Origin of the sequence: Hydrogenophaga sp., from assembly GCF_018780075.1 — a bacterium.
In the GTDB taxonomy this organism is placed as follows: domain Bacteria; phylum Pseudomonadota; class Gammaproteobacteria; order Burkholderiales; family Burkholderiaceae_C; genus Hydrogenophaga.
This window is the reverse complement of sequence record NZ_JADMKB010000060.1, coordinates 31,876-46,160: the sequence shown is the minus strand read 5'-3', so window position 1 is coordinate 46,160 and position 14,285 is coordinate 31,876. Positions and strand designations below refer to the sequence as shown.

Sequence of the window (14,285 nt, the reverse complement as noted above, 5' to 3'; positions counted from 1 at the left end):
GCTGATCTGCGGCACCACACCACTGGCCATCACGTTGCGCTGGAACACGTCGGCGTAACCACCGAGCGAGGCCACGCCTTCCTGGATGCGGGCGCCGCCCGAGTCGTTCAGGCCGATCACCGGCGCGCCGACCTTCATGGCCTGGTCCATCACCTTGCAGATCTTTTCGGCATGGGCTTCGGAGAGCGCGCCACCGAAGACCGTGAAGTCCTGGCTGAACACGAACACCAGGCGGCCGTTGATCATGCCGTAGCCGGTGACCACGCCGTCGCCGGGGATCTTGTTGTCCTGCATGCCGAAGTCGGTGCAGCGGTGCTCGACAAACATGTCCCACTCTTCAAACGTGCCTTCGTCGAGCAGCACCTCCAGCCGCTCGCGCGCGGTGAGCTTGCCTTTGGCGTGCTGAGCGGCGATGCGCTTTTCACCGCCGCCGAGGCGGGCCGCGGCGCGCTTTTGCTCCAGTTGGTCCAGGATGTCTTGCATGCGTTTTCTCCAGAAAAATCGTTGTTGGTTCAGTCAAACAGATCGAGCAGGCGGCGAGCGGCGGTGGATGCGGGCAGCTCGCCGGCCAGCACCTGACGGGTCGTGTCGTCGAGCCGCGCGCGGATCTGCGGGTGTTCACGAAAGCGTTGCTTCAAGCCAGCGTCGATGCGCTCCCACATCCAGGCGCCCGCCTGGTGCTGGCGGCGCGCAGCGAGGCGGCCGTTGGCGGTCTGCACGGTGCGGAACCGGGACACCTCGGCCCAGAAACAGTCCACGCCCTGGTTGTGCAGCGCGCTGATCTGGATCACCTGCGGATGCCAGATGTTTTGATCGTGGTGGGCGTGCTCGGGATGGCCATGCAGGCCCAGCAGGCGCAGCGAAGAGGTGATCTGCGCGCGGGCGCGGGTGGCGGCGTCGGGGTCGATGTCCGCCTTGTTGATGACCACCAGATCGGCCAGCTCCATCACGCCCTTCTTGATCGCCTGCAGGTCGTCGCCCGCGTTGGGCAGCTGCAGCAGGCAGAACATGTCGGTCATGTTGGCCACCGCTGTCTCACTCTGGCCCACGCCCACGGTCTCCACCATCACGATGTCGTAGCCTGCGGCTTCGCAGACCAGCATGGCTTCGCGCGTCTTCTCGGCCACACCGCCCAGCGTGCCACTGCTCGGGCTGGGACGGATGTAGGCCTGCTCGTGCACGCTCAGGTGCTCCATGCGGGTCTTGTCGCCCAGGATCGAGCCGCCGGACACGGTACTTGAGGGGTCGATGGTCAGCACCGCCACGCGGTGGCCCTGTCCGATCAGGTACAGGCCCAGCGCCTCGATGAAGGTGCTCTTGCCCACGCCGGGCACGCCACTGATGCCGAGCCTGAAGCTGCGGCCGGTGTGCGGCAGCAACGCGGTCAGCAACTCATCGCCCTGCGCTCGGTGGTCGGCGCGGGTCGATTCGAGCAGCGTGATGGCCTTGGCCATAGCGCGGCGCTGAACCATTGCACCGCCCGAAACGATGCTGTCCAGATAGGCTTCTACCTTGGTTGAATCGGTCATACCCGGAAATGTCGGCAGCCCAGGACACCGCGGAACCGGCTCTGCCGGGCCGCTGGTGTCGCCCCCTTGAGGGGGTGGCGCGCTGCGCCGCAGGGGTGGCTCATCCCAACGCCTTCTTGATTTGTTCCAGCACGTCCTTGGCGCTGGCCGGGATCGGCGTGCCCGGGCCGTAAATGCCCTTGACACCGGCCTCGTACAGCATCTCGTAATCCTGGCGTGGGATGACACCGCCCACGAACACGATGATGTCGTCGGCGCCCTGCTTCCTGAGCTCGGCAATGATGGCCGGCACCAGGGTCTTGTGGCCGGCGGCCAGCGTGGACACGCCGACCGCGTGCACGTCGTTTTCAATCGCCTGGCGCGCGCATTCTTCGGGCGTCTGGAACAGCGGGCCCATGTCAACGTCAAAGCCCAGGTCGGCGAAGGCCGTGGCCACCACCTTGGCGCCACGGTCGTGGCCGTCCTGTCCCAGCTTGCTGATCATCACGCGCGGGCGGCGGCCTTGCACCTCGGCAAACGCATTGATCTCGCCCTTCAGGGCGTCCCAGCCTTCGGCGGAGTCGTAAGCGGCAGCGTACACACCGGTCACCTTTTGTGTATCGGCGCGGTGGCGCCCAAAAACCTTTTCCAGCGCATCGCTCACCTCGCCCACGGTGGCGCGCAGGCGCATGGCCTGGATGCACAGGTCCAGCAGGTTGCCCTGACCGGATTCGGCGGACGCGGTCAGCGCGTTGAGCGCGGCCTCGACCTTGGCGGCGTCGCGGCTGGCCTTGATCTGCTTCAGGCGCGTGATCTGCCCTTCGCGCACCGCCACGTTGTCGATGTCGCGCGCTTCGATGGCGTCTTCGGTCTTGAGTTTGTATTTGTTGACACCGACGATCACGTCCTTGCCGCTGTCGATGCGGGCCTGCTTCTCGGCCGCCGCCGCCTCAATCTTCAGCTTGGCCCAGCCGCTGTCCACGGCCTTGGTCATGCCGCCCATGGCCTCGACCTCTTCGATGATGGCCCAGGCCTTGTCGGCCATTTCCTGCGTCAGGCTTTCCATCATGTAGCTGCCGGCCCAGGGGTCCACCACGTTGGTGATGTGGGTCTCTTCCTGGATGATGAGCTGGGTGTTGCGCGCGATGCGGGCGCTGAACTCGGTGGGCAGCGCGATGGCCTCGTCGAACGAATTGGTGTGCAGGCTCTGCGTGCCGCCGAACACCGCGGCCATGGCTTCGATGGCCGTGCGCACCACGTTGTTGTAGGGGTCCTGTTCGGTGAGCGACCAGCCGGAGGTCTGGCAGTGCGTGCGCAGCATCAGGCTCTTGGGGCTCTTGGCGTTGAAGCCCTTCATGATGCGCGTCCACAGCAGGCGGGCCGCGCGCATCTTGGCGATCTCCAGGTAGAAGTTCATGCCGATGGCCCAGAAGAAGCTCAGGCGCCCGGCGAACCCGTCCACGTCCATGCCCTTGGCGATGGCCGTCTTCACGTACTCCTTGCCGTCGGCCAGGGTGAAGGCCAGCTCCAGCGCCTGGTTAGCGCCCGCCTCCTGCATGTGGTAACCCGAGATCGAGATCGAGTTGAACTTCGGCATGTGCTGGGCCGTGTACTCGATGATGTCGCCGATGATCTTCATCGACGGCTCGGGCGGGTAGATGTAGGTGTTGCGCACCATGAACTCTTTCAGAATGTCGTTCTGAATCGTTCCCGAGAGCTGGTCTTGCGAGACGCCCTGCTCTTCGGCCGCCACCACGTAACCGGCCAGCACCGGCAGCACGGCGCCGTTCATGGTCATCGAGACACTGACCTTGTCCAGCGGGATCTGGTCGAACAGGATCTTCATGTCCTCGACCGAGTCGATCGCCACGCCGGCCTTGCCCACATCCCCCGTCACGCGCGGGTGGTCGCTGTCGTAGCCGCGGTGCGTGGCCAGGTCGAACGCCACCGACACGCCCTGCCCGCCCGCGGCCAGCGCCTTGCGGTAGAAGGCGTTGGACTCTTCAGCGGTGGAAAACCCCGCGTACTGGCGGATCGTCCAGGGCCGCACCGCGTACATCGTGGCCTGCGGGCCGCGGATGAAGGGCTCGAAACCGGGCAGCGTGTTGGTGTGTGGCAGGTTCGCCGTGTCGGCCGCGGTGTACAGCGGTTTGACGCTGATGCCGTCGGGCGTGACCCAGTTCAGCGCGTTCACGTCACCGCCGGGAGCGGATTTCTGGGCCGCCTTGGTCCAGGCGTCAAGGGTGGCGGGGGTGAATTCGGGCGTGTTCTGGCTCATGGCGGGTGCGTGGGACTACAAAGGGACAACAAATTCGCGTCGGCGATTTTATATCATTCATAATTATTGATGCAAAATATTCCTGCCCGCTTACAATCACGGCCAGTCACACACCCACAGATCCCCTCGCTGTAAATCCATGTCCGCCCTTTCGCTCGCCCCCCGCGCCCTGTACGAAGAAGTCGCCGAGCTGCTGCGCCAGCGCATCTTCAAGCGTGAGCTGGAGCCCGGCAGCTGGATCGACGAGCTCAAGATCGCTGAGGAATACGGCATCAGCCGCACCCCCCTGCGGGAGGCCCTCAAGGTGCTGGCCGCCGAAGGCCTGGTGACCATGAAGGTGCGCCGCGGCGCCTACGTGACCGAAGTGTCCGACAAGGACCTGGCCGACGTCTACCACCTGCTGGCCCTGCTCGAATCCGACGCCGCCGGCGTCGTGGCACAGCGCGCCAGCGACACCGAGCTGGCCGAACTCAAGGCCTTGCACGCCGATCTCGAAGCCGCCCTCCCCGACCGCGACCGGTTTTTTGCGGTCAACGAGCGTTTTCACATGCGCGTGCTCGAAATCGCCGACAACCGCTGGCGCGAGCAGATGGTGGCCGACCTGCGCAAGGTCATGAAGCTCAACCGCCACAACTCGCTGTTCAAGACCGGCCGCATCGACGAATCGCTGGCCGAACACCGCGCCATCATGGCGGCCCTGCTCGCGCGCAACGCCGCGCTCACGCAGCAGCGCATGCACGAGCATTTCCAGAACGGGCTCGAAGCCGCCGCGTGATGACCTGAGGGGCCAGGGAAGGTGGTCACGGGCTGATAGATTCGGTTGGCAACAGGCTTGACCACGCCGGGTCAGGCCGTTCACCGAACCCATCAGGAACCAGCATGAGCACCGCACCCACCGCCCAACCGGGCATCTTCGAACCCGTTCCGGCCCAGGGCCGCTACCTCACCTGCCAGTTGCGCGTCGGCGCGGACCCGCGTGCCGTGCTGCGCCGGCTCGCCGGTCAGTCCGACGGTCGACACACCATCGTGGGGCTGGGTGCATCGCTGGTGCGCGAGCTGGATGCGTCGGTCCCGGGCCTCAGGAGCTTCCGGGGCGTGGACGGTGCGCGCGTCAAACTCCCGGCCACGCCCGCGGACCTGCTCATCTGGCTGCGCGGCACCGACCGCGGTGAGCTGTTGATCCGCAGCCGCCACCTGGAGGCCTTGCTCGCACCGGCGTTCGACGTGCAGGACATCACCGACGCCTTCAACCACCTCCATGGCAAAGACCTGACTGGCTACGAAGACGGCACCGAAAACCCCGAGGGGGCCGATGCCGAAGCGGCCGCCGTGCTGCCCGACAGCGCGGGGCCGCTGGCCGGCAGCAGCTTTGTCGCGGTGCAGCGCTGGCGCCACCACATGAGCCGCTTCGAGGCCATGTCCAGACAGCAACAGGACCACGCCATCGGCCGGGAGCGCGAGAGCAACGAGGAGCTCGACGACGCGCCCGAGTCGGCCCATGTGAAGCGCACCGCGCAGGAAAACTTCGATCCCGAGGCCTTTGTGCTGCGGCGTTCGATGCCCTGGGCCGAGGGCAACGAAGGAGGCCTGGTGTTTGCCGCCTTCGGCTGCTCGTTCGACGCCTTTGAAGCCCAGCTGCGTCGCATGTCCGGCGCCGAAGACGGCATCGTCGACGCGCTGTTTGGTTTCACCGAGCCCGAAACGGGGGCGTATTTCTGGTGCCCGCCGGTGTGCAACGGCGAGATCGATCTGCGCGCCATCGGGCTCTGACCGGCCAAGGGTTTGTCCGGGGAGCGGGCTTGACAATTGTCAAGTCACATACCCCCAGGGGCATCCATCATCCAAGTGACTCTCACACCGACCACTTGGAGACAACCCCATGGCTCACATTGTCATTCTGGGCGCCGGCATCGGCGGCATGCCCATGGCCTATGAAATGAAGGCGCTCGCCCGCGCCGGTGACACGGTCACCGTGATCAGCGAGGCGCCCAAATTCCATTTCGTCCCCTCCAACCCCTGGGTGGCCGTGGACTGGCGCCAACGCAAGGACATCGAGGTGGACATCGCCCCGGCACTCCAGCGCAAGGGCATTCAGTCCATCATCCAGCGCGCCAAGCGAGTGCACCCCGACGCCAACCAGATCGAGCTGGAAGACGGCAGCCGGGTGGACTACGACTACCTGGTCATCGCCACCGGCCCCAAGCTGGCGTTCGACGAAGTCGAAGGCCTGGGCCCGCACGGCGGCCACACGCAGTCAATCTGCCATGTGAGCCACGCCGAAACCACCAAGACCGCCTGGGACCAATTCGTGGAGGCACCCGGCCCCATCGTGGTGGGCGCGGTGCAAGGCGCGTCGTGTTTCGGCCCGGCCTACGAGTTCGCGATGATCATGGACACCGACCTGCGCCGGCGCAAGATCCGCGACCAGGTGCCCATGACCTACGTGACACCCGAGCCCTACATCGGTCACTTGGGCCTGGGCGGCGTGGGTGACTCCAAGGGCATGCTCGAATCGGCCCTGCGCCAGCGCCACATCAAGTGGATCTGCAACGCCAAAACCACCAGGGTGGAGGCCGGCAACATGCACGTGACCGAGCACAACGACCAGGGCCAGCCCATCAAGGAGCACGTGCTGCCCTTCAAGCACAGCATGATGCTGCCGGCCTTCAAAGGGGTGGACGCGGTGTTCGGCATCGAGGGCCTGACCAACCCGCGCGGCTTCATCACCATCGACGCCCACCAGCGCAACGCCCGGTTCAAGAACATCTTCAGCGTGGGCGTGTGTGTCGCGATCCCGCCGGTGGAGGTCACGCCCATCCCGTGCGGCACGCCCAAGACCGGCTACATGATCGAGTCCATGGTCACGGCCACGGCGCACAACATCCGCGAACTGATGGACGGCCAGGAGCCGACGCACAAGGCCACCTGGAACACGGTCTGCCTGGCCGACTTCGGCGACACCGGCGCCGCCTTCGTGGCGCTGCCGCAGATCCCGCCGCGCAACGTGAGCTGGTTCAGCGAAGGCAAGTGGGTGCACCTGGCCAAGGTGGCGTTCGAGAAGTACTTCATGCGAAAAATGGAGAAAGGCACGTCCGAACCGATCTACGAAAAGATCATCATGGACTTCATCGGCATCACCAAGCTCAAGACCAAGATCACGGGCCGGTGATGGCCAGGGAATCGATACCCGGGGGATTCACCTCCCAGTGCTGCACCACCTTGCCATGGCGGTCCACGCTCTCCAGCCGAACCCCGAAGCCCCAGAGCCGCGCCACGTGCTTGAGCACCTCCTGGGCGCTGTCCTGGAGCGGTCGGTCGTGCTGGCGGATGTGGCGCAGCGTCAATGAGCGGTCGCCCCGCACCGCGACGTTCCAGACCTGGATGTTGGGTTCCTGTTCGTTCAGGTCGTGCTGGCGCGCGAGGGCCTCGCGCACGCGCCGGTAACCGGCGTCGTCGTGGATGGCCGACACCTCCAGGTCGAGGCTGTGCTCATCGTCAACGACCGCAAACAGGTGCATCTCGCGCATCAGCCGCGGCGACAGGAACTGGCCGATGAAGCTCTCGTCCCGGAAGTGCCGCATGGCGTGGTCCAAGGTCGCGTGCCAGTCCGAGCCGGCGATGTCGGGAAACCAGCGCCGGTCCTCCTCGGTGGGGTCCTGGCAGATGCGTTTGAGATCGCTGAACATGGCAAACCCCAGCGCATAGGGATTGATGCCGCTGTACCCCGGGTGCTTGACCGGCAGCTGGGTCACCACATTGGTGTGGGAACGCAGGAACTCGATCATGAAACCGTCGGTGAGGCGCCCTTCGTCGTACAGGGTGTTGAGCAGGGTGTAGTGCCAGAACGTGGCCCAGCCTTCGTTCATCACCTGGGTCTGGCGCTGCGGGTAGAAATACTGAGCCACCTTGCGCACGATGCGCACCACCTCGCGTTGCCAGGGTTCGAGCAGCGGGGCGTTCTTTTCAATGAAATACAGCAGGTTTTCCTCCGGCTCCACCGGGAACCGGCGGCTGGACTTGTCCACCTGCTTGACCGAGGACTTGGGCAGGGTGCGCCAGAGGTCGTTGACCTGTTGCTGCAGGTAGGCTTCGCGGTCCTTGCGGCGGGCCTCCTCTTCGGCGAGCGACGGCTTCTGGGAACGGCGGTAGCGGTCCACGCCGTGGCTCATCAGGGCATGACAGGCGTCGAGCAACTGCTCGACCGCCTCCACACCGTGCAACTCTTCGCACTCGTTCACGTAGCCCCGGGCGTAGACCAGGTAGTCGATGATCGACGACGCGTCGGTCCACATGCGGAACAAGTAGTTGCCCTTGAAGAACGAGTTGTGGCCGTAGCAGGCGTGCGCGATTACTAGGGCCTGCATGGTCATGGTGTTCTCTTCCATCAGGTAGGCGATGCAGGGATCGGAATTGATCACGATCTCGTAGGCCAGCCCCATGTGGCCACGCCGGTAGTTCTTCTCGGTGGCGATGAACTGCTTGCCGAACGACCAGTGCCGGTAGTTCACCGGCATGCCCACGGAGGCGTAGGCGTCGATCATCTGTTCCGCCGTGATCACCTCCAGCTGCACCGGGTAGGTGTCCAGCCCGTGCTGCCGTGCCACCCGCGCGATCTCGGCGTGGTAGGTCTCGATCAGCTCAAAGGTCCAGTCCGACGGACAGGGCAGCGTCTGGCGCGGGGCGGCCAGCGCCGAGCCGTCCGGGGCATCCGGCGGAACTGGCGCAGATTCGGAGCGGGCGTTCATGCCGTGCCTGCCTTTCTGAACAGTTCCCGGAACACCGGGTAGATGTCGGCGGCCTCGGTGATCTTGCGCATGGCCAACCGGGGGTCCTGCTCGCGCACCCGGGTGTATTCCTGCCAGAGGTTCTGCTCGTCACCGGCCACCTGCACGTAGGCGAAATAGCGCACCAGCGGCAGCAGCTTCTGCTGCAGCAGCTCGCTGCAGCGGGCCGAATCGTTGTACCAGTTCTCGCCGTCCGAGGCCTGGGCGCCGTAGATGTTCCAGTCGCCCGGCGGGTAACGCGCCAGGATGATGTCGTGCATGAGCGTGAGCGCGCTCGACACCACGGTGCCCCCGCTCTCGGTGGCCTGGAAGAACTCCGGTTCGTTCACCTCGGCGGCCTGCGTGTGGTGGCGGATGAAGACCACATCGGTGCGTTCGTAGTGCCGCTGCAAAAACAGGTACAGCAGGATGAAGAAACGCTTGGCGATGTCCTTGCGGTCTTCGTCCATCGAGCCCGACACGTCCATCAGGCAGAACATCACCGCCTTGGCCGCGGGCAGCGGGATCCGCACCCGGTTGCGAAAGCGCAGGTCCAGCGTGTCCAGAAACGGGATCTGCCGCAGCCGGCGCTGCAGGGCCTCGATGCGCTCCTTGAGCAGGCGGATCGTGGTGGGCGGCGTGGCTTCGCTGCGCTCGGCATCGGCCAGCTCGGTCTGCAGTTCGTGCAGCAGGCGCCGGACATCGCCCCCCATTGCGATGCGACGGCCCAGCGCGGTGCGCAGGGACCGCACCACGTGCAGGCTGGCGGGGTTGCCCTCCGAGATGAAGCCCGCGCGCTGCGACTTCCATTCGGGCGCGTCGGGCAGCAACTGTGTGCGCACCAGATGCGGCAGCGCCAGGTCGTCGAAGAACACCTGCATGAACTCGTCGCGCGTGATGCGAAAGACAAAATCGTCTTCGCCCTGGCCGTCCGGGCTGCCCTGCCCGCCCGCACCGCCGCCGCCGGCGCCACCGGCTGGCCGGTCGATGCGGTCGCCCCGCACGTACTCGCGGTTGCCCGGGTGCACCGACTCGCGCATCCCGCCCCGCCCGTGGCCGAACACGGGCTCGGACACGTCGCGCCGAGGCAAGGTGATGTCTTCGCCCTGCTCGATGTCCCGGATGCTGCGGCCCGACACGGCCTTGCGCACCGCGTCGCGGATCTGCTCGCGGTAGCGACGCAGGAAGCGCTCTCGGTTGCCGATGGACTTGTTTTTGCCCGAGAGCCGGCGGTCGACGATCTGCTGCAGCATGCTGACCTGCCTTCCGTGTGTCAGGACCTTCAGGACCTGCGGTTCACGAACTCTTGCGCACGCGCAGGTACCAGTCGCACAGCAGCCGGACCTGGCGTGTGGTGTAGCCCTTGTCGACCATGCGATTGACAAAGTCTTCGTGCTTCTTCTGCTCGTCGGCGCTGGCCTTGGCATTGAACGAGATCACCGGCAACAGGTCTTCGGTGTTGGAGAACATCTTCTTCTCGATCACCGCGCGCAGCTTTTCGTAGCTGGTCCACAGCGGGTTCTTGCCCGCGTTGTTGGCCCGCGCACGCAGCACGAAATTGACGATCTCGTTGCGGAAGTCCTTCGGGTTGCTGATGCCGGCGGGCTTCTCGATCTTCTCCAGCTCGGCGTTGAGCGAGGAGCGGTCGAAAATTTCGCCGGTGTCGGTGTCTCGGTACTCCTGGTCCTGGATCCAGAAGTCGGCGTAGGTCACGTAGCGGTCGAAAATGTTCTGGCCGTATTCGGAATACGACTCCAGGTAGGCGGTCTGGATTTCCTTGCCGATGAACTCGGCGTAGCGCACCGCCAGCGTCTCCTTGATGAAGCTGAGGTATTTCTGTTCGGTTTCGGCGGCGAACTGTTCGCGCTCGATCTGCTGCTCCAGCACATACATCAGGTGCACCGGGTTGGCCGCCACCTCGGTGCTGTCGAAGTTGAACACCTTGGACAGGATCTTGAACGCGAAGCGGGTGGAAATGCCGGTCATGCCCTCGTCCACCCCGGCGTAGTCGCGGTACTCCTGGAAACTCTTGGCCTTGGGGTCGGTGTCTTTCAGGTTCTCGCCGTCGTACACCTGCAACTTGCTGAAGATGCTGGAGTTTTCCGGCTCCTTGAGGCGGGTGAACACCGCAAACTGCGCCAGCATCTTCAGCGTGCCGGGGGAGCAGATGGCCTGAGCCAGCGAGGAGTTGCGGATCAGCTTCTCGTAGATCTTGATCTCCTCCGAGACCCGCAGGCAGTACGGCACCTTGACGATGTAGATCCGGTCCAGAAACGCTTCGTTGTTCTTGTTGTTGCGAAACGCCTTCCACTCGCTTTCGTTGGAGTGCGCCATCACGATGCCGTCAAACGGTATCGCACCAAAGCCTTCGGTGCCCTTGAAGTTGCCTTCCTGGGTGGCGGTCAGCAGGGGGTGCAGCACCTTGATCGGCGCCTTGAACATCTCCACGAACTCCAGCAGCCCCTGGTTGGCCAGGCACAGGCCGCCCGAATAGCTGTAGGCGTCCGGGTCGTCCTGGGCAAAGGTCTCCAGCTTGCGGATGTCGATCTTGCCGACCAGCGAAGAAATGTCCTGGTTGTTTTCGTCGCCCGGTTCGGTCTTGGCGATCGCGATCTGGCGCAACACCGACGGGAAACGCTTGACGACACGGAAGCGCCGGATGTCACCGCCGAACTCTTCCAGCCGCTTGACCGCCCAGGGCGACATCACCCGCCCCAGGTAACGCGGCGCAATCCCGTACTGCGATTCGAGCAACGGGCCATCTTCGGCCGCGTTGAACAGGCCGAGCGGCGATTCGTTGACCGGTGAGTCCTTGAGCGCGTAGAACGGCACCTGCTCCATGAGCTGCTTCAGGCGCTCGGCGATCGAGGACTTGCCACCGCCCACCGGGCCCAGCAGGTAGAGGATCTGCTTGCGTTCTTCCAGCCCTTGCGCGCCGTGGCGGAAGTAGGACACCACCTGTTCGATCGGCTCCTCCAGGCCATAGAAGTCCCGGAACGCCGGGTAGATCTTGATGACCTTGTTGCCGAAAATGCGCGACAGCCGCTGGTCGTGCCGGGTGTCGAACAACTCCGGCTCGCCGATCGCCACCAGCATGCGTTCCGCCGCGGTGGCGTAGACCAGTGGATCCCGCTTGCAGGCGTCGAGGTAGTCTTCGATCGACAGCTCTTCCTCGCGTGCCTGCTCGTAGCGGTTCAGGAAATGACGGACGACGTCCATACAACCTCCAAGACGGAGCGGTCGCCAATCGGAAGGTCACCCGCGTCCAGGCCCGCTCCCCGCCGACGCCGGTGTCGGGCGACACGCAACCACCGCCCGATCAGGACCTGCCGCATCTGATGTCATTGGTTTCGGCGAGCCCTCTGCGTGTGAGGAAGCTGTCTCAGAAAAGTTCAGTCCCGCCGTCCGAAATCAGGCCTCGGCCACCACCGCATCGGTCTGCGAGCGGACGTGGACCTGGGCCATGGCCCACACCTCTCGCGGCGGCAGGGGTTTCAGGCGGTGGTCGCTCCAGACCTGGCGCCACTTGCGCGCGCCGTGCAGACCGTGGCGCAGGCCCAGCATGTGGCTGGCGACGGAGTACCAGTTCACGCCGTCTTCGGCGTGGGCACGCTCCATGTAATCCACCATGGCCAGCTCCACCGCGTCGCGCGCGGGTGCTTCGCGTGACGGGTCGCCATAGAAACGGGCGTCCCAGTCCACCATGAGCCAGGGGTTGTGGTAGGCCTCGCGACCGACCATCACACCGTCCACCTGCGCCAAGTGCTCAGCGATCTGCGAGTTGGTGGTGATGCCGCCGTTGACCGCGATGGTGAGGTGCGGGAAATCGCGTTTGAGCTGGTAGGCCAGTTCGTAGCGCAGCGGCGGGATTTCGCGGTTCTCTTTCGGCGAAAGGCCCTGGAGCCAGGCGTTGCGGGCATGCACCAGGAAGGTGTTGCAACCCCCTTCGGCCACGGTGCCCACAAAATCGCGCACGAAGTCGTAGCTCTCGACCTTGTCGATGCCGATCCGGTGCTTGACCGTGACCGGAATGTCCACCGCATCCACCATGGCTTTCACGCCGTCGCGAACCAGTTCGGCTTCGCCCATCAGGCAGGCCCCGAAAGCACCACGCAACACGCGCTCGCTCGGGCAACCGCAATTGAGGTTGATTTCGTCGTAGCCACGGTCCTGGCCCAGCTTCGCGCACTGCGCCAGGTCGGCCGGCTCGCTGCCGCCCAGCTGCAGGGCCACGGGGTGTTCCTCCCCATTGAAATGCAGGTGTTGCGCCGCGTTGCCGTGGATCAGCGCACCGGTGGTCACCATCTCGGTGTACAGCAGCGTATGGCGGGTCAGCAGCCGGTGAAAAAAACGGCAATGGCGATCGGTCCACCCCATCATGGGGGCAACAGACAGGCGCCAGAAAGAGGAAGCGGGCGCCGAAGGGACATCGGACACCGGAGAACCAGAAGACAACATGCCGCGATTATCCCAGCACCACCTTTCAACGAGGGTGATGCCTTCGAGGGGAATCCGCTGGCCACAGGCCTGCGCCGGCAACCCCGGGGTCGGGTTGGTCCCAAAAAAAGCCGCCGAGCGCCCCGCAGTGTGTGTGCGGTTCGCTCGGCGGCTCGGTCACGGATGACCGTCAGGCAGCGCTCAAGGCTTGAACGAATACTGCAGGCCGATGCCCACGTAGTTCAGCGCTTTCCAGTCCTGGCCGGAGCTGGTGCTCTTCTTGACGTAGTGGTCAAAGTCACCACGCAGCGCCAGGTTGTTGCTCAGGTTGTACGTCACACCCAGACCCACGGTCGGGCGGGTTTGGGCCGAGCCGGCCGTGTCTTGCGGATGGTCCACGCGAGCGACGCCCAACTTGGCAAACACGCGGGCTGCCTCGCCGATGTCCTGGCCCACGGTGGCGCGCAGGCCCAGCGTGCGAGCCTGGGACTCGAAGCCGTTTTCGTAGTTCAGGCGTTTGCCAGCTTGCACGAAGGCTTCCGCGCCCCACAGCTTGTTGAACTGGTAACCGGCACCGGCTTGCAGGGCCAGCTTCGAGTCGTGGTCATCGTGCTGGGCGATGCCGTTGACGGCGTCGTTGCCGATCAGATCGCGCTGGGCACCCAGGGTACCGAACACATACGGGAAGGCGACCACGGCAGGCTTGGCCACCGGCGCTGGCGCAGGAGCCGCCACCACCGGAGCAGGAGCGACCGCCACCGGAGCGGGTGCGACGACGACCGGTGCCACAGGAGCGGCAGCCTTGGGTGCCGGAGCCGGCACGCCGCGTGGGAACAGGCCAGAGAAGTTGTTGTCGCAGTCGCGCATGGTCACGCGCACGATCTTGCCGCTCTTGTCCTTGTAGGCATTGATCGGCATGGAGGCGCTGTACGGAATCCAGCGACCCTGAAGCGCCTTGCTCACGCCGCCGCGGCCAAAGGCGTGCGGAGCGCCCTTGTCACAGGCGCCGCGGTTGTATTCGGCACCCAGGTCCTTGAGGGTCATGCCGGTCACCGTGGCTTCGCCGGCGCGGCGCTTGGGCGCCATGCGGGTGGAGGGGGTATAGAACTTGGCGGAACCGTCGAGCACCGCAGCATCACACGCTTCGGCGGTGGCGTAGCCCACATTGCCGTCGGCGTCTTTGATGACATTGGTTTGCGCCGCAGCGGCGGTTGCGCCAGCAGCCAACATGGTGGCGATTGCAACGCTTCGTAGGTTGAAAGTCATTGAAAAAAACTCCAAAAAAACAAAAAAATGGCC

The 14,285-nt window shown here is 64.9% G+C and carries 11 protein-coding genes; 3 read left to right on the top strand and 8 right to left on the bottom strand.

The window, feature by feature from the left end; translation table 11 throughout:
• The 3 genes from IV088_RS12650 to scpA form a co-directional block, all read right to left on the bottom strand.
• Positions 1-483 (bottom strand): carboxyl transferase domain-containing protein (locus IV088_RS12650; protein WP_291102393.1); only part of this gene is annotated, 483 nt, incomplete at its 3' end.
• Positions 484-512: 29 nt separating this feature from the next.
• The gene (meaB, locus tag IV088_RS12645; RefSeq protein WP_291102391.1) at positions 513-1,529 is read right to left on the bottom strand and encodes a methylmalonyl Co-A mutase-associated GTPase MeaB; all 1,017 of its coding nucleotides are present in this window, start codon (positions 1,527-1,529) and stop codon (positions 513-515) included.
• Positions 1,530-1,629: 100 nt separating this feature from the next.
• Complete coding sequence (gene scpA / locus IV088_RS12640) at positions 1,630-3,786, bottom strand: methylmalonyl-CoA mutase (RefSeq protein ID WP_291102389.1); 2,157 nt, start codon at positions 3,784-3,786, stop codon at positions 1,630-1,632.
• A gap of 139 nt (positions 3,787-3,925) precedes the next feature.
• Between scpA and IV088_RS12635 the strand changes: the two genes are divergently transcribed.
• The 3 genes from IV088_RS12635 to IV088_RS12625 all read left to right on the top strand — a co-directional run bounded on the left by IV088_RS12635 (position 3,926) and on the right by IV088_RS12625 (position 6,955).
• Positions 3,926-4,561, top strand: a complete 636-nt coding sequence (locus IV088_RS12635) for a GntR family transcriptional regulator (RefSeq protein WP_291102386.1) — start codon at positions 3,926-3,928, stop codon at positions 4,559-4,561.
• 104 nt (positions 4,562-4,665) lie between these two features.
• A complete protein-coding gene (locus IV088_RS12630; protein WP_291102384.1) occupies positions 4,666-5,556 on the top strand; it encodes a Dyp-type peroxidase in 891 nt (296 codons plus the stop codon).
• Positions 5,557-5,665: 109 nt separating this feature from the next.
• A complete protein-coding gene (locus IV088_RS12625) occupies positions 5,666-6,955 on the top strand; it encodes an FAD/NAD(P)-binding oxidoreductase (protein ID WP_291102382.1) in 1,290 nt (429 codons plus the stop codon).
• Here the strand turns inward: IV088_RS12625 and IV088_RS12620 are convergent.
• From IV088_RS12620 to IV088_RS12600, 5 genes are all read right to left on the bottom strand, one after another.
• On the bottom strand, positions 6,942-8,531 hold the full coding sequence (locus IV088_RS12620) for a SpoVR family protein (RefSeq protein ID WP_291102380.1): 1,590 nt from the start codon (positions 8,529-8,531) through the stop codon (positions 6,942-6,944). The two genes, IV088_RS12625 and IV088_RS12620, sit on opposite strands and share 14 nt — an antisense overlap.
• Positions 8,528-9,802, bottom strand: coding sequence for a YeaH/YhbH family protein (locus tag IV088_RS12615; protein WP_291102377.1), 1,275 nt, complete (start codon positions 9,800-9,802; stop codon positions 8,528-8,530). Before IV088_RS12615 ends, IV088_RS12620 begins: the two co-directional genes overlap by 4 nt.
• Positions 9,803-9,845: 43 nt before the next feature.
• Entirely contained in the window at positions 9,846-11,768 is a 1,923-nt protein-coding gene (locus tag IV088_RS12610; protein WP_291102375.1) for a PrkA family serine protein kinase, read from the bottom strand.
• A gap of 192 nt (positions 11,769-11,960) precedes the next feature.
• Positions 11,961-13,007 (bottom strand): tRNA dihydrouridine(20/20a) synthase DusA, encoded by a 1,047-nt coding sequence (dusA, locus tag IV088_RS12605; protein ID WP_291102373.1) that lies wholly within the window; start codon positions 13,005-13,007, stop codon positions 11,961-11,963.
• Positions 13,008-13,187: 180 nt separating this feature from the next.
• Positions 13,188-14,216: an outer membrane beta-barrel protein gene (locus tag IV088_RS12600; protein WP_291102370.1), complete on the bottom strand. Its 1,029-nt coding sequence runs from the start codon at positions 14,214-14,216 to the stop codon at positions 13,188-13,190.
• Positions 14,217-14,285 lie beyond the last annotated feature (69 nt).